Raw genomic sequence first — 15,905 nt, forward strand, 5'->3', positions numbered from 1 at the left:
CGGCGGGGTCGACCAGCGGCTGCGGCCCAGCAGGCCGAGGTCGCGGCGGACGGCGCGCCACCCGCCGCGGCGGCCACCGCCGACGGCCCAGGCGGCGGGCTGACGGGTGCCCTCGTCCACCTCAGGCCTCCTGCACGTCGGACACGAGGTGCGGCGGGGTGTGCAGGTAGCGGATCCGCGGGCCGCGGCCCACCGAGTCCGAGGCGATCTCGAGCGCGTCAGCCAGGGTGGAGGCGGCGCGGAAGCCCATCCGCTCGGCGGCGGCACGGTCGGCACCCACCCAGATGACGTCGCCCACCTGCCCGGCCCCCGCGCGCACGTCGGCCCACAGCTGGAACGGCAGCACCCCGGCCCAGGCGTGCTGGCGGCGGTAGAGGCTGGTGTACCACTCGTCGGCGGCGAACCGGGCCTCCTGCTCGGTCATCTGCTCGGGGTCGGTGGTCGCGGACAGCACGTCGACGAAGAAGTCCGCCGACGACGGGTGCACCCGCGCGGAGAAGGTCGGCGTCAGCGGGTGGAAGGCGATCACGGCGCCGCCGGGCCGCACCACCGGCGCCCCGGTGGTGGCCCCGAGGGTGCGCCCGAGCACCGACCAGGCGGCGACCAGCGGGTCGACCGCGGTGCCGGCGTTGAAGGGGGTGCGGTGCGGGACCCCGCAGACGAGGACGTCGGCCTGGCCCTTCACCTCGACCCGCTCGGCCCCGGCGGACCGCTCGGCCGACCAGGCCGAGACGGCGGCGGGCGAGCCGGCGGCGACGGCGAGCACACCCTGGTCGGGCGCGGCCTGCAGCACGCCGCGGCGGGCCCGGTCGGGTGCCACCTCGAGCAGCCGGCGCAGGCCGAACCAGGTGGCCCGCTCGCGGATCCGCCACTCCCACTCCCGGCGTCCGAGGAACTCCAGCGACGGCGGGTGCACCACCTGGTCGAGGACGGCACGGACGCTGACCAGCGGCAGCGCCTCGACCGCGCTGCGCACCATCGCCGCGCCCTCGCCCTCGACCTCCGCGCCGGCGGCGGGGACGGCGCGGTCCAGCCGCAGCGCCCGGTGCAGCCGGCGCTGGGTGTCCAGCGAGCTGAGGGAGCCGACGAGGTCGGCGGCGACGTCGCTGCCACCGGTGCCGCAGGAGACGTCGACCACCAGGTCGGACTCGGCCAGCCGGGCGTCCAGCTCCACCCCGGGGGCGACCTCGGTGAGCCGGTCGCGGTCCAGCGCGTCGTGGGTGCGCAGCCGGCCGTCGGCGCTGAAGGAGCGGACCACACGCTCCCCGAGCACCTCCAGCAGCTGCTCCTCGGTGGGTCGGGGGCCGATGCCGTTGGCGGCGAGCACCACCACGTCGTCCACCCCGGCCGTCGCGGCCAGCTGCAGCACCTGCTCGACCACGTGCTGACGGACGTCCACGCCGCGGGCGGCGGGCGTCTCGAGTGCGCCCACCGTCACGGTGAGCCGGATGCCGGGACGCAGCCGGTCGGCCAGTGGCGCGCCGTCCAGCCCCTCGGCGAGGGCGGCGGCGACGGCCGCGGCGGCGTCGACGCGCCGGCCGGCGGTGTCGGGCGGGTAGACCACCTCCGCGCCCTTGGGGAAGGGCTGCAGCCGGACGCCGTCACCCTCGCTCACCAGCAGCGGCGGGGTGCGGTCGTCGACGGTCAGGACGAAGCCCGGGCGAGCCATTCCGGCCTCACTTTCGCATCAGGGACGAGGGATCGGGTCGGGGTCGGCGGGGCGCTCACCGGCGGGCCGGCAGGCTGAGGCGTGGCGCCTGGGCGGCGGCCCGCCACTCCACCACCGACCACTGGCGCTGGCGCGCCGCACGCATCAGCCCGACGTCGGGGCTGACCGCGACGGGGTTGCCCACCGCCGAGAGCATCGGCAGGTCGACGTGGGAGTCGGCGTAGGCGTGGCTGGCCTGCAGGTCGATGCCGTGGGAGGCGGCGTAGTGGCGCAACCAGGCCGAGCGGGACTCCCCCACCATCGGCGGGCCGGCGAGGAAGCCGGTGCAGCGCCCGGCCGCGTCGGTGGCCAGGTCGGCGGCCACCACCACGTCGAACAGCGGTTCCAGCGGACGGGTCAGGGGACGCACCACCCCGGTGAGCAGCACGCAGGTGTGCCCGGCGTCGCGGTGCTCGCGGATCCGGCGGACGGCGTCGGGCGAGACCCGTTCCAGGATGGAGGGGGCCATCGCGGTGTCGACGAACTCCTCCAGCGCGGCCAGGTCGGCCCCGGCGTAGCGGCGGTAGACCGAGCGCAGGAAGCTGCCGCGGTCACGCCGTTCGGCGCGCAGCCAGCCGGGCAGCCGGCGGGCGATGTCGCCCACCTCCCGGGCCCGCGACAGCGGCCCCAGCTCGGGCAGCCGGGACCACAGGTAGGTCTCCACCACGTTGGTGGTCATCACGGTGCCGTCGAGGTCGAAGGCGGCGAGCACCCCCGGCCCCTCGCCGGCGCCGGCGCCGTCACGGGACAGGTCGCGGTAGGTGGTCGGTCGCTGCCCGCGGCGGCGGCGCAGAGCCTCCATCCGGCGCACCGGGGCGGTGATCGAGGGGCAGTGCACGTCCTGCAGGTAGGTCCGCCAGTCGTAGGCGGCGGAGTCGAAGGCGAAGGCGTCCACGTCGTCGGGGTGCAGGCTGTTGTGCAGGGCCAGGGTGTTGTCGTCGACGAAGTGCAGCTCGGACTGGCCGTACTCGTTGTAGAGGGAGAGGTAGCGGCGCAGGAAGCTGAGCTCCTTGCTGGTGCGGTCGAGCTCGGAGGCCATCTTGCGGGTGAGCTTGGAGCGCGGGACCAGCGAGATGGCGCGGTCGGCCAACGAGGCGGCCCGCTCGGAGGTGAACAGCAGCCGCTCCACCGAGGCGGCGCCCGGGAAGTTCCACTCCGGCAGCGCCGCCGCACCGCGGGCGCCACCCTCGAAGGGGTGGGCCAGGAAGTACTCGCGGATGTAGCCGTACAGGTCGCGGAAGGTCAGCGGGTTCCGGGCCCCGGAGTTGGAGTGGTAGTAGACCGGGGTGCCGACCTCGGGCTCGGTGGCGCAGACGGCGAGGATCGCGTTGACCACGTAGTCGCAGGGGACGATGTCGACCACCGAGTCGGGCGAGGCCGGGAACTCGGGCAGCTGGCCCTTGCCGTAGGCCAGGATCAGCGGCTCGGCCATCTTGAAGCCTTCGATCCACCCGGGGAACGGGTGCTTCCAGGACGACTCGACGATGGCGGGACGGACGATGGAGACGCGGATGTCGCGGCCGACCTCGGCCACCACCTTCTCCCCCAGCGCCTTGGTGAAGGTGTAGACGTCGGTCCAGCCCAACGAGCGGGCGCGCTCGGTGCCGGCCTCGACCAGCTTGCGCTGCACCCACTCCTTGCGGCGGCGCTCGGTGTCGGCCGCGGTGGTGAGGTAGCCGGCCTGGCGGTGCTCCCGCTCAGCCTCCTTGCGCAGCTTCGTCAGCTGCTCGGCGGTGCGCGACTGCGACTCCACCAGCTCCAGCAGCGCCATCCCTCGCTCGGTCTCGGCCTGCGGGTCGATGTCGTGCTCGTGGGCGGCCTCGCGGATCGCGCCGCGGCGGCGTCCGGCGGTGTAGGCGGTGGAGATGTGCACGTAGTGCGGGATCTTGGTGCGCCGGCCGTCGGCGTCGGTGACGGCGGCGAGCATCTGCTCCATCAGCGCCCGGGTGCCGATGGTGTTGGTCCGGAACGCCTGGTCGATCGGCGGGTCGAAGGAGACGTCGCCGGCGCAGTGCAGCACCACGTCCAGGTCGGCCGGCAGCTCCGGCACCCGCGGCAGGTCGCCCTCGATGACCCGGATCCGGGCCTCCAGCAGCTGCTCGGCACCGCCGGCGGCCTCACGGGCCTCGGTGAAGATCTTCTTCTTCAGCAGCGTCACCACCCGGTCCCGGGCCGACGTGGAGCCCTTCGGCCGGACCAGCAGGGCAGGGGTGGTGTCGGGCAGCTCGGTGAGCATCTTCCACAGGATCTGCTCGCCGATGAAGCCCGTGACGCCGGTGAGCACGACCACCTTGCCGGCCAGCAGGTCCTTCAGCCGCCCGTCCAGCAGCGGCACCGCGGGTGCCGGCGCGCTCACCGGGCGGCCCCGACCTCGTCGGGACGGGCACCCGAGGCGACCCGCAGCGCCTCGGGCAGGGTGAGGCTGCCGACGTAGAGGGCGGTGCCGATGATGGCGCCCTCGACACCCTCGGGCACCAGCGCGGCGAGCCGGGCGATGTCGTCGAGGGTGGTGACGCCGCCGGAGGCGACCACCGGCTTGTCGGTGCGGGCGCAGACGGTGCGCAGCAGCTCCAGGTTCGGGCCCGACAGCATGCCGTCGGAGTTGACGTCGGTGACCACGTAACGGGCGCAGCCGGCGGCGTCCAGGCGCTCCAGCGTCTCGGCCAGCTCCCCGCCCTCGCGGGTCCAGCCGCGGGCGGCCAGCCGGGTGCCCTTGACGTCGAGGCCGACCGCGATCCGGTCGCCGTGCTCGGCGATCACCTCGGCCACCCACTCCGGCTGCTCCAGCGCGGCGGTGCCGATGTTGACCCGGCGGCAGCCGGTGGCCAGCGCGCGCTCCAGGCTGGCGGTGTCGCGGATCCCGCCGGAGAGCTCCACCTGCAGGTCGACGCGCTCGACCACCTCGGCCAGCACCTCGGCGTTGCTGCCGCGTCCGAAGGCGGCGTCCAGGTCGACCAGGTGCAGCCACTGCGCACCCTCGCGCTGCCAGCGCAGCGCGGCCTCGAGCGGGTCCCCGAAGGTCTTCTCGGTGCCGGCCACCCCCTGGACCAGCTGGACGGCCGAGCCGTCGATCACGTCGACGGCCGGGAGGAGCTGCAGCGCGGCGGAAGGCGTTTCGAGCACCCGCCGACCCTACAGCAGCCGGGCGGTGCCGACGGCGTCGTCGGCGGGGCTGCGAGGGCGCGCTGGGGGCGGTCAGGCGCGGTGGTCGCGGACCCGTTGCAGGAAGTCGCTGGCGCCGTGCTGGCGGGCGTCGTCGGTCAGCCAGGCCTCCTCGACGTCGAGGGCCTGCACGTCCACCCCGGTGCCGGCCAGCACCAGCGGCAGCGTGTAGAGCACGGTGGAGGGGAAGCTGAGCACCCGCTGCTCCACCGGGCCACGGCCGAGCTCGATCTCCAGCGGCAGCAGGGGCCGCTCCACGCTGACGCCGAGCGCGGAGATCGTGGCCAGCTTCTGCTCGTCCTCGCGGCGGTGCGCCAGGTAGCGGGTCAGCCCGCCGCCGGCCACCAGATCGGCCACCGCCTGCAGGTAGGCGTCGGGGCGCACCACCTTGGTCTCCACCAGCGACGTCCCGATCAGGGCCGCGCCGGGACGCAGCTGCGGCCGCGGCCAGCGCGAGCGCAGCCAGTCGTAGCGGTTGTGCCGGACCCACAGCCGGGTGGAGTCGACCGGCATCGCGGTGAACAGCTCCAGCGGCCGGGAGGTGAGCAGCCGGGTGGCCGTCTGGCCGCGGGCCCGTTGCACCGGTCCGCGGCGCACCTGGTGCCAGCGCAGCAGCGGCTCGCCCAGCTCCAGCCGGTCCACCGCCTCCAGGGTGGCGGTGCCGTCGTCGACCACCACCAGGGAGGCACCGCCGAAGAAGGGCAGCACCGACTGCATCAGCCCCGAGAACGGGTCGCCGAGCACCAGCCGGCCGGCGGCCCGCACGCTCGGCACCACCCGGCCGGCGATCCGCAGCGGGCCGCGGACGCCGTGGCGGGCCTCGCACCAGATGATCCGGGTCTCCGGCGTGTGCAGCAGCGCCGCCGTGGCGCGCAGCTGGCGCCGCGTCTCGTTGCGACGCGGCGCCAGCACCACGATGTCGACCTGGCTGTCCGGGGTGGCCGCCGCCCACTCGGCGGCGTTGAGCAGCTGGGCCGGGCTCTCCACCAGGGCGAGGGCGTCCCCGCCCGGGACCCGCTCGCCGAGCTCGGCGATCGGGTCGGGGTGTGCGCTCAGGCCGTGGCTCCGACCCGGCGCAGCTTCTTCATGGCCGCGAGCTCACCCTCGTAGATCTTCTTGACGCCGTCGCCCAGCGCCTTCTCGATCACGCGGATGTCGCGGACCAGCCGCTCCAGGCCACCCGGCTCGACCGAGGCGGCCTGGTCCGAGCCCCACATGGCCCGGTCCAGGGTGATGTGGCGCTCGACGAAGCAGGCGCCCAGGGCGACCGCGGCCAGGGTGGTCTGCAGACCGGTCTCGTGGCCGGAGTAGCCGATCGGCACGTTCGGGAACTCGGCGCGCAGGGTGTTGATCATGCGCAGGTTGAGCTCCTCGGCCTTGGCCGGGTAGGTGCTGGTGGCGTGCAGCAGGACGATGTTGCTGCTGCCGAGCACCTCGACGGCGTGGCGGATCTGCTCGGGGGTGGACATGCCGGTGGAGAGGACCACGGTCTTGCCGGTGGCGCGCATCTTGGCCAGCAGCTCGTCGTCGGTCAGCGAGGCCGAGGCCACCTTGTAGGTGGGCACGTCGAACTCGGCGAGGAAGTCCACCGCCTCGGTGTCCCACGGGGAGGCGAACCAGTGGATCCCCTTCTCCTTGCAGTACGCGTCGATCTGGGCGTACTCGTCGTGGCCGAACTCCACGCGGTGGCGGTAGTCGATGTAGGTCATCCGGCCCCAGGGGGTGTCGCGCTCGATGTCCCACTGGTCCCGCGGGGTGGCGATCTCGGGGGTGCGCTTCTGGAACTTCACCGCATCGCAGCCGGCCGCGACGGCGGCGTCGATCAGCTTGATCGCGTTGTCCAGCTCGCCGTTGTGGTTGATGCCGATCTCGGCGCACACGTAGACCGGGTGGTCACCGCCGAGCACGCGGTCGCCGATCGTGCGGGTGGGGACGCTCTGGGTCATGGGTTTCCTCTCACTGTCGTGGTGACCTGTCCAGGAGAACACTGCGCGGACCGGATGGCTGGGAGCAAACCGGGCGCGGCGCAGGGGTTCGGCCGTCGTTCACCAGGGCGCCACCCTACCTCAGACCTGAGAGCCGCCTGAGGGCAACGCGGCCACCCAGCTGGACAGCAACCGGGCGCCCGCGGCGCCGGACTTCTCGGGGTGGAACTGCACCGCCGAGACCGCTCCGTCCTCGACACCGGCGACGAAGACGTCGTCCTCGTGCTGCACCGTGGTGACCCGGGCCCCGCGCTCACGCAGGGCCTCCACCGCGTGCACCCCGTAGGAGTGCACGAAGTAGAACCGGGAGCCGTCCAGGCCCTCGAAGAGCACCGAACCGGGGTCGGGACGGACCTCGTTCCAGCCCATGTGCGGCAGCCGGCGGGTGCGCAGCTGCTCGACCTCGCCCGGCCACAGCCCGACCCCGTCGGTGCGCTCGCCGTGCTCGACACCGGCGGCGAAGAGCACCTGGGCGCCGACGCAGATGCCCAGCGTGGGACGTCCGGCCGAGGCCCGCTCGCGGACCACCGCGTCCCCGCCGACGGCGCGCAGCCCCGCCATGCAGGCGGCGAAGGCGCCCACCCCGGGCACCACCAGCCCGGCCGCGGTGCGGGCCCGCTCGGGATCGGCGCTCAGCTCGACCCGGGCCCCGGTGGCCTCCAGCGCGCGGACGGCCGAGCGCAGGTTGCCCGAGCCGTAGTCGAGCACCACGACGTCGGCGCCCCGGGCGCTGTCCGCTGCGCTCACAGCGCCCCCTTGGTGCTGGGTACGCCCTCGACCCGCGGGTCGGGCTCGACCGCGGTCCGCAACGCCCGGGCCAGCGCCTTGAACTGGGCCTCGGCGATGTGGTGCGGGTCGCGGCCGGCGAGCAGGGTGAGGTGCACGCAGATGCCGGCGTGGAAGGTCAGGCTCTCCAGCGCGTGCGCGGTCATCGAGCCCGGGTAGGGCACCGACCCGCGGCCGCCACCGATCAGCACGTACTGCTGGCCCTCCGGTTCGCCGCGGTGCACGAAGTAGGGCCGGCCGGAGACGTCCACCACGCACTGGGCCAGCGCCTCGTCCAGCGGCACCATCGCGTCGCCGAAGCGGCGGATGCCGCGCTTGTCCCCCAGCGCGGTGCGCAGCGCGTCGCCGAGGACGATGGCGGTGTCCTCGACGCTGTGGTGGGCGTCGATCTCGACGTCGCCCTCGGTGCGCACGGTCAGGTCGATCAGGGCGTGCTTGCCCAGTGCGGTGAGCATGTGGTCGTAGAAGGGCACCCCGGTGTCGATGTCGGTGCGTCCGGTGCCGTCGAGGTCGAGCCGGACCGAGACGCTGGACTCGCTGGTGCGCCGCTCCAGGCTGACCGCCCGGCCGGTCGTGGTCTGCATGCCGTCGCTCATGCTCGTGCTCCTTCCTGCTCGGGCACCCAGCCCGGCAGCGCCATCTCCTCGGCCACCTCCACCAGTGCGGTGCGGAAGGCGGCCATCTCGGTCGGGGTGCCGGCGCTCACCCGCAGCCAGCCGTCGGGGCCGGTCTCACGGATCAGCACCCCGCGCTCCAGCAGCCCCCGCCACACCGCCGAGCGGTCGGCGAAGCGGCCGAAGAGCACGAAGTTGGCGTCGGTGTCGGCCACCGTCAGCCCGCGGGCCCGCAGCCAGTCCACGAGCAGGTCGCGCTCCTGCCTCAGGGCGTCCACCTGGGAGAGCAGCTCCGGGGCGTGCGCCAGCGCCACCCGGGCGACGGCCTGGGTGACCGCGCTCAGGTGGTAGGGCAGCCGGACGATCCGGCAGGCGTCGACCACCGCCGGCGAGGCCGCCAGGTAGCCCAGCCGGCCGCCGGCGAAGGCGAAGGCCTTGCTCATGGTGCGGGTCACCACCAGCCGCGGGTGCTCGGCCAGCAGGCTGAGCGCCGACGGGGTGCCGCTGCGGGCGAACTCCTGGTAGGCCTCGTCCACCACCACCATCCCCGGCGCCAGCTCGCAGGCGAGGCGGACCACGTCCAGCGAGACGCTGGTGCCGGTGGGGTTGTTCGGGCTGGTCAGCAGCAGCACGTCGGGCTGGTGCTCGGCCACCGCCGCCCGGACCAGGTCGGCGTCCACGGTGAAGTCCGGACGTCGCGGCGCGGTGAGGTAGCGGGTGTAGGTGTTGCGGGCGTACTCGGGATACATCGAGTAGGACGGGGCGAAGGTGAGCACGGTGCGGCCGGGCCCGCCGAAGGCCTGCAGCAGGTGGGTCATCACCTCGTTGCTGCCGTTGGCCGCCCACACGTTCTCCGGGCCCAGCCCGTGACCGAGGTAGGCCGCCAGGTCGGTGCGCAGGGCGGTGGCCTCCCGGTCGGGGTAGCGGTTCAGCCCGGGGTCGGCGGCGGCCCGTCCGATCGCGGCCAGCAGGCCCGGGCTCGGCGGGTAGGGGTTCTCGTTGACGTTGAGCCGGTGCGGCACGTCGAGCTGGGGGGCGCCGTAGGGCTCCTGCCCGGCCAGCTCGGGGCGCAGCGGCAGGTCGGCCAGCCCGACCTCGCGTCCGGCGCTCACCGCGGGAACCTCGCGGTCACCGCGGCCCCGTGGGCGGGCAGGTCCTCGGCGTCGGCGAAGACCTCCACCTGGCGGGCGACCTGCTGCAGCGCGTCGCGGTCGTAGTGCACGACGTTGACCGAGCGCAGGAACGAGCCCACGTGCAGCCCCGAGGAGTGGCAGGCACACCCCGCGGTGGGTAGCACGTGGGTGGAGCCGGCGCAGTAGTCGCCGAGGGAGACCGGCGACCAGGCGCCGACGAAGACCGCACCGGCGTTGCGCACCCGGGCGGCCACGGCGGCGGCCTCGCGGGTCTGCACCTCCAGGTGCTCCGCGGCGTAGGCGTCCACCACGGCCAGGCCCTGCTCGAGGTCGCGCACCAGGACGGTGGCGGACTGGCGTCCGGTCAGCGCGGTGCGGACCCGCTCGGCGTGCTTGGTCGCCGCGACCTGGGTCTCCAGCTCGCCGGCCACCTGCTCGGCCAGCGCCGGGGAGTCGGTGACGAGCACCGAGCCCGAGGTGGGTCCGTGCTCGGCCTGGGAGACCAGGTCGGCCGCCACCAGCCGCGGGTCGGCTGAGTCGTCGGCCAGCACCGCGATCTCGGTCGGGCCGGCCTCGGCGTCGATGCCGACCTGTCCGCGGAGCAGCCGCTTGGCCGCGGTGACGTAGACGTTGCCCGGCCCGGTGACCATGTCGACCCGCGGGCACAGCCCGTCCACCCCGAGGGCGAACATGGCGATGGCCTGGGCGCCGCCGACGGCGTAGACCTCCTCCACCCCGAGCAGCGCGCAGACCGCCAGCACGCTGGGGTGCGGCAGCCCGCCGAACTCGCGCTGCGGCGGGGAGGCGACCGCGATGGAGCGGACGCCGGCCACCGCGGCGGGGACGACGTTGTGGATCACCGAGGACGACAGCGGGGCCAGCCCGCCGGGGACGTACAGCCCGACCCGGTCGACCGGGACCCGGCGCTGGGAGACCACCGCGCCGGGGGCCAGCTCGACGTCGGTGAGCAGGGGGCCGCGCTCGGCCTCGCTCACCCGGGTGCGGCGGTCGATCGCCACCTCGAAGGCCTCGCGCAGCTCCGGCGCCAGCTCGGCCAGGGCGGCCTGCAGGGTCTCGGCGGGGACGCGCAGGGACGGCGGGCGCACGTGGTCGAAGCGCTCCGACAGCTCCAGCAGGGCGTCGGCGCCGCGGGCGGCGACGTCGGCGCAGATCGGGCGGACGACCTCCACCGCGGCCTCCACGTCCAGCTCGGCGCGGGGCAGCACGGTGCGGTAGTCGGCGGGGTCGGAGTCCCTCAGGTCGATGGTGCGCAGCACGACAGGTGAGTCTAGGCGTCCGGTCCACCGCGGCGTCGGGGCTGCCGGTCGGTGGGCAGCACCGGGCACGGGTCAGCGGAAGTCGCGGGAGACGTGGCGGCGCGGCAGCATCGCCGCGGTCTCGGGGAAGGCGTTGACCAGCGGCTCCAGCCGGTCCGCGACCAGGTTGGTGACGCCGTCGCGGTGCTCGATGGTGCCGCGCACCAGCTGGGCGTTGGTGCCGCGGGCGACCCGCCGGAACCGCTGCCACAGCCCCGGGGAGCAGACGACGTTGAGCATCCCGGTCTCGTCCTCGAGGTTGAGGAAGGTGACCCCGGCGGCGGTGCCGGGCCGCTGCCGGTGGGTGACCAGCCCGGCCACGTGCACCCGGCGGCCGTGGACCTCGGGCCCGAGCCGGCTGACCGGCAGGATGCCGTGGTCGTCGAAGGCCGGCCGCAGGTGCTGCAGCGGGTGGTCGTCGGGTGAGATCCGGGTCGCCCACAGGTCGGCCAGGGTGGTCTCGATCGAGCTCATCCCCGGCAGCTCCGGCGGCGGGGCGTCGATCGCGGTGCCCTCCAGCAGGTCGGGGCTGTCGGTGTAGCCCGCGCTCCACAGCGCCTGGCGCCGGGTGAGGCCGAAGCAGTCGAAGGCGCCGGCGGTGGCCAGCGCCTCGGCCTGCGGGGTGGTCAGCCCGGTGCGGCGGACCACGTCGGTGACCGAGGTGAACGGGGCGCGCCGGCGCTCGGCCACCAGCCGCTGGGCCAGCTCGGGGCCGATCCCCTGCACCGAGGTGAGGCCCAGCCGGACGGCGCAGGCCCCGTCGCGGCGGTGCGCCGGGGTCGGGTCGGCGGTACCGCGGACGAAGGGTGGCACCGGCGGCTGGTCGCGCTCCAGGCAGGCGTCCATCCCGGTGGGGACGGCCCGCCCGGCCGGGGTGGCGGGGTCGGCGTCCTCCTCCAGCAGCTCCAACTCGGCCTCTGCCCCGGAGCGGGAGATGTCGGGACGACGGACCACCACCCCGTGCCGGCGCGCGTCGGCGGTCAGCGACTGCGGGGAGTAGAAGCCCATCGGCTGGGCCCGCAGCAGCCCGGCCAGGTAGGCGGCCGGGTAGTGCAGCTTCAGCCAGGCCGAGGCGTAGACCAGCAGGGCGAAGCTGCAGGCGTGGCTCTCGGCGAAGCCGAAGTTGGCGAAGGCCTGGATCTGGTCGTAGATGTCGTCGGCCAGGTCGCCGGTGATGCCGTGCTCGGCCATCCCCTCGAACAGCCGGGCCCGCAGCCGCTCGATCTTCTCCACCCCGCGCTTGGAGCCCATCGCCCGGCGCAGCAGGTCGGCGTCGTCGCCGGTGCAGCCGCCGACCGCCATCGCGATCTGCATCAGCTGCTCCTGGAACAGCGGGACGCCGAGCGTGCGCTCCAGCACCGGCTCCAGCGCGGGGTGCGGATAGCTCACCGGCTCCCGGCCGGTGCTGCGCCGGATGTAGGGGTGCACCGCCCCGCCCTGGATCGGCCCGGGCCGGATCAGCGCCACCTCGATCACCAGGTCGTAGAACCGGCGCGGCAGCAGCCGTGGCAGGGTGCCGATCTGGGCCCGGCTCTCCACCTGGAACAGCCCCACCGAGTCGGCCCGGCAGACCATGTCGTAGACGCCGGCCTCCTCCTTGGGCAGCGTCTCCAGCCCCCACCGCTCCCCCAGCCACTCCTCGGCCAGGTCGAAGGTCTGCTGGATCGCGTTGAGGATGCCCAGGCCGAGGAAGTCGAACTTCACCAGCCCCATCCAGGCGCAGCTGTCCTTGTCCCACTGCAGCACGGTGCGGTCATCCATCCGGCCGCGCTCGATCGGGCAGATCTCGCCGACCGGCTGCTCGGTCAGCACCATCCCGCCGGAGTGGATGCCCAGGTGGCGGGGTGCCTTGAGCAGCTGGTCGGCCAGCGCCACCACCTCGGCCGGGATGTCGTGCTGCTGGTCCTCGACCGCCACGGTGCCCCAGCTGTCGATCTGCTTGGACCAGGCGTCCTGCTGCCCGGTGGAGTAGCCGAGCGCCTTGGCCATGTCGCGGACGGCCGACTTCGGCCGGTAGGCGATGACGTTGGCGACCTGGGCGGCGTTGCGCCGGCCGTAGCGGCGGTAGACCTCCTGGATCACCTCCTCGCGGCGCTCGGAGTCGAAGTCGACGTCGATGTCGGGCTCCTCGTCGCGGGTGGTGGCGAGGAACCGCTCGAAGGGCAGGTCGAACTTGATCGGGTCGACCGCGGTGATGCCGAGGGTGTAGCAGACCACCGAGTTGGCCGCCGACCCGCGGCCCTGGCAGAGGATGCCGCGCTCCTTGGCGAAGGCCACCATGTCGCGCACGATGAGGAAGTAGCCGGGGAAGTCCTTGGCCCCGATCACGGCCAGCTCCTTGTCCAGCCGGGCCTGCGCCCCAGCACGGGCGCTGCCCGGGTAGAGCCGGTCGGCGCCGCGCTCGGCCAGCTCGCGCAGGTAGCTGAGCGGGGTGTGGCCCTCGGGGACGTCCAGCTTGGGCAGCCGGGGTGAGGCGGCCCGCAGGTCGAAGGCCAGCCGTCCGGCCAGCTCGACCGTGGCCGGCACCGCGCCGGGGAAGCGGCGGAACAGCCAGGCCATCTCCTCCCCCGAGCGCAGGTGCGCGGTCGGCGGGGGCAGCCAGCCGTCCATCTCGGTCAGGCTGCGCCGGGCCCGGACCGCGGCCATCGCGCTGGCCAGCCGGTAGTCGTCGGGGCGGGCGTAGTGCACGTTGTTGGTGGCCACCAGCGGCAACCCGTGCCGGGAGGCCAGGGCGGCCAGCGCGTCGTGCTGCACCGAGTCGGTGGGCAGACCGGAGTCGGTCAGCTCGACGACGACGTGGTCGCGGCCGAACAGCTCGACCAGCCGGCCCAGCTCGCGTCCGGCCGCCTCCGGACCACCGGTCTCCAGCGCCCGACGGACCGCGCCCTTGCGGCAGCCGGTGAGCACCGTCCAGTGCCCGGCGCCCCGCTCGGCCAGCTCGTCCAGCCGGTACAGCGGACGTCCCTTCTCGTCCCCGCGCAGCTGGGCGTCGGTGATCGCCCCGGCCAGCCGGTGGTAGCCCGCCACCCCCTCGGCCAGCACCAGCAGGTGCTCGCCCTCGGGATCGGCCACCCCGTTCTGCGGGGTCCGCAGACCCAGTGAGAGCTCCGCACCGTAGACGGTGCGCAGGTCGTACTCCTGGGCCGCCTCGGCGAACCGGGCCGCGCCGTAGAACCCGTCGTGGTCGGTCAGCGCCAGCGCCGTCAGCCCCAGCCCGACCGCCTCCTCGACCAGGCGTTCGGGGTCGCTGGCACCGTCGAGGAAGCTGAAGTCGGAGTGGGCGTGCAGCTCGGCGTACGGCACGGTCGGGCCGCTCGGCCGGCTGACCCGGGGGCTCGCCTCGTAGCGGGGTCGGCGCTCCCAGCCGGGAGCGCCGTCCCCGTCGTGCTCCCAGGGCTTGACCTCCGACCGGCGGCGACGGCCGGACAGCCGGCGTTCCAGCTCGGCCCAGCTGACGTCGGGGTTGAAGTAGCCCATGCTCAACCCCCCGACCGGTGCGCGGACGACTCAGTCATAGCGGGCCTCGGTCCACCAGCGGTCCCCCTCGGCCACCAGCAGCCAGGCGCTGCCGTCGGCCCCGACCAGCTGGAAGCGGGCGACCTGGCGGGCGCGCTCGGGATCCCACCAGGAGACGTCGATCGGCCACGGCCCCGCCCAGGCCTCGACCGGCAGCACCGGGGACCCCCGGTCGGGCTGGAAACCCACCGGCTCGGCGCTGACCAGACCGCGGCCGGTGAGCGACACCGGACGTCCGTCGGCGGCCAGCACCTGCGCCGGGACGGGATCGGCGAAGACCCGGGTGGGGGCCGGTGGCGGGATCCGGCCGGGCCACGGCAGGCCGGCTGCACGGGTGGCGGTGCCCTGCTCGCCCCAGGGGCTGAACAGCTGGCGCTCGGCGGGCTGGCGTCCGCCCTGGACGGACGGGGTCAGCACCCCGTCGAAGCCGACCAGGCTCTGCACCCGGGCCATCCCCCGCTCGATCCGCTCGTCCGGCGCGCTGCCCCACAGCCCGTCCCCGGTGCTGCCCATCGACTCGACCACCTCGGGCACGAACCGCACCGTGCGAACCGGGTCGGGGGCGGGCTCGGCCTGCAGCTGCCAGCGCAGCCGGTCGACGACGTCGACCTCGGAGAACCACCGCGGGTGGGACCAGCGCCGCGACCCCTGCCAGCCGTCCTCGGTCTCGACCTCGATCCGCAGCCCGGTGCAGACCTGGCCGAGGCGGGACAGCTCGCCGACGAGCAGCGAGGCGGTCTCGCGGCTGCTGAAGGCGATCGGCTCGATGGTCTCCAGCCCGGGGGCGAAGGAGACCTCGCGGGTCAGCTCCGGCGGCGGGGTGCGTCCGGAGCTGCCGCGCCGGTCCTCCCCGCGGGCCAGCCGGTGCAGGTGCAGGCCGGTGCGTCCGAACCGGGTCGCCACGTCGGCGGTCGCCAGGCGGGCGAAGTCGCCCAGCGTGTGGATCCCCATCCGGCGCAGCAGGCTGACCAGCTCGGGATCCTCGAGGACGCCGACTTCAAGCCCGGCCAGGAACCCGGCGGACTCCCCCGGCGGCACCACCCGGGAGTCCTGCACCGCGGCCAGCCGGGCGGCCTGCTCGGCGGCGAACAGCCCGTCGGCGACGCCGAAGCGGCAGTCCCAGGTGCCGGTGGCGACCAGCCGCTCGGCGACCACCGCCGCGGCCTCGGCCTCACCGCCGTAGTACCGGCTCGGCACCGGCAGCGCGGCGAGCCCCGGGCGCAGCGCCTCCACCCCGGGGCTGATCTCCTCGACGGTGCGGAGCACCCTCTCGAACACCCGGGCGTCACGCTCGGGCTGGGAGTCGACCAGCACCAGCTCGGGGCATCGCGACACGGCGTCGCGGCGGCGCTGACCGCGGCGGACGCCGTCGGCGCGGGCAGCCGGGGAGCAGGAGTGCACCAGGCCCTTGCTGAGCACCGCCACCGGCAGCTCGGCCGACAGCCGCTCCTCCTCCAGCAGCGCCGTCACCGGCCAGTCCGGGCACCAGACCACCATGGTGCGGGGGGCGGACGCGGTCATCAGCCGGCCGCCTCGACCAGCGTCAGGTCGGGTGCCGGACGCCGTCCGGGCTCGGGCGCGCGCAGCCCGGCCGAGGCGTCGGGCCAGCACAGCTCGGCCTCGGTGCGACGGGCGTCGGCGCGCCGGGCCTGCACGGTGAGCACCCGACCGGCCAGGTGGCCGTG

The 15,905-nt window shown here is 74.7% G+C and carries 11 protein-coding genes; all 11 read right to left on the reverse strand.

All coding sequences use genetic code 11. The features are described from left to right. Window positions 1–121: 121 nt before the first annotated feature. On the reverse strand, window positions 122–1,669 hold the full coding sequence (locus DVA66_RS07200; protein ID WP_114559461.1) for a lactate racemase domain-containing protein: 1,548 nt from the start codon (window positions 1,667–1,669) through the stop codon (window positions 122–124). Window positions 1,670–1,724: 55 nt separating this feature from the next. Next, complete coding sequence (locus tag DVA66_RS07205; RefSeq protein ID WP_232821816.1) at window positions 1,725–4,064, reverse strand: HAD-IB family hydrolase; 2,340 nt, start codon at window positions 4,062–4,064, stop codon at window positions 1,725–1,727. Continuing rightward, the gene (gene priA / locus DVA66_RS07210; RefSeq protein ID WP_114559462.1) at window positions 4,061–4,831 is read right to left on the reverse strand and encodes a bifunctional 1-(5-phosphoribosyl)-5-((5-phosphoribosylamino)methylideneamino)imidazole-4-carboxamide isomerase/phosphoribosylanthranilate isomerase PriA; all 771 of its coding nucleotides are present in this window, start codon (window positions 4,829–4,831) and stop codon (window positions 4,061–4,063) included. Before priA ends, DVA66_RS07205 begins: the two co-directional genes overlap by 4 nt. Window positions 4,832–4,903: 72 nt before the next feature. Then, window positions 4,904–5,857 carry a hypothetical protein gene (locus tag DVA66_RS07215; RefSeq protein WP_114559463.1) on the reverse strand — a complete coding sequence of 318 codons (954 nt, stop codon included), beginning with the start codon at window positions 5,855–5,857 and terminating at the stop codon, window positions 4,904–4,906. A gap of 65 nt (window positions 5,858–5,922) precedes the next feature. Further along, window positions 5,923–6,816, reverse strand: a complete 894-nt coding sequence (locus DVA66_RS07220; protein ID WP_114559464.1) for an N-acetylneuraminate synthase family protein — start codon at window positions 6,814–6,816, stop codon at window positions 5,923–5,925. A gap of 120 nt (window positions 6,817–6,936) precedes the next feature. Further along, window positions 6,937–7,602: an imidazole glycerol phosphate synthase subunit HisH gene (gene hisH / locus DVA66_RS07225; RefSeq protein WP_114559465.1), complete on the reverse strand. Its 666-nt coding sequence runs from the start codon at window positions 7,600–7,602 to the stop codon at window positions 6,937–6,939. Continuing rightward, window positions 7,599–8,237, reverse strand: a complete 639-nt coding sequence (hisB, locus tag DVA66_RS07230; RefSeq protein ID WP_114559466.1) for an imidazoleglycerol-phosphate dehydratase HisB — start codon at window positions 8,235–8,237, stop codon at window positions 7,599–7,601. The genes hisH and hisB overlap by 4 nt, the downstream gene beginning before the upstream one ends. Next, window positions 8,234–9,367 carry a histidinol-phosphate transaminase gene (locus DVA66_RS07235; protein WP_232821817.1) on the reverse strand — a complete coding sequence of 378 codons (1,134 nt, stop codon included), beginning with the start codon at window positions 9,365–9,367 and terminating at the stop codon, window positions 8,234–8,236. The genes hisB and DVA66_RS07235 overlap by 4 nt, the downstream gene beginning before the upstream one ends. After that, a complete protein-coding gene (gene hisD, locus DVA66_RS07240) occupies window positions 9,364–10,665 on the reverse strand; it encodes a histidinol dehydrogenase (protein ID WP_114559467.1) in 1,302 nt (433 codons plus the stop codon). Before hisD ends, DVA66_RS07235 begins: the two co-directional genes overlap by 4 nt. 72 nt (window positions 10,666–10,737) lie before the next feature. Further along, window positions 10,738–14,181 (reverse strand): error-prone DNA polymerase, encoded by a 3,444-nt coding sequence (locus DVA66_RS07245; RefSeq protein ID WP_114559468.1) that lies wholly within the window; start codon window positions 14,179–14,181, stop codon window positions 10,738–10,740. 30 nt (window positions 14,182–14,211) lie between these two features. Continuing rightward, complete coding sequence (locus tag DVA66_RS07250) at window positions 14,212–15,741, reverse strand: DNA polymerase Y family protein (protein WP_114559469.1); 1,530 nt, start codon at window positions 15,739–15,741, stop codon at window positions 14,212–14,214. Between the last annotated feature and the right edge of the window lie 164 nt (window positions 15,742–15,905).

It is taken from the genome of Desertihabitans aurantiacus (genome assembly GCF_003344635.1).
Classification (GTDB): domain Bacteria; phylum Actinomycetota; class Actinomycetes; order Propionibacteriales; family Propionibacteriaceae; genus Desertihabitans; species Desertihabitans aurantiacus.

Excerpts from the sequence above, each read along its gene's own strand:
- DVA66_RS07200 (WP_114559461.1), bottom strand. The coding sequence starts at position 1,669 with ATGGCTCGCCCGGGCTTCGTCCTGACCGTCGACGACCGCACCCCGCCG.
- DVA66_RS07220 (WP_114559464.1), bottom strand. The coding sequence starts at position 6,816 with ATGACCCAGAGCGTCCCCACCCGCACGATCGGCGACCGCGTGCTCGGC.
- hisB (WP_114559466.1), bottom strand. The coding sequence starts at position 8,237 with ATGAGCGACGGCATGCAGACCACGACCGGCCGGGCGGTCAGCCTGGAG.
- DVA66_RS07245 (WP_114559468.1), bottom strand. The coding sequence starts at position 14,181 with ATGGGCTACTTCAACCCCGACGTCAGCTGGGCCGAGCTGGAACGCCGG.
- DVA66_RS07250 (WP_114559469.1), bottom strand. The coding sequence starts at position 15,741 with ATGACCGCGTCCGCCCCCCGCACCATGGTGGTCTGGTGCCCGGACTGG.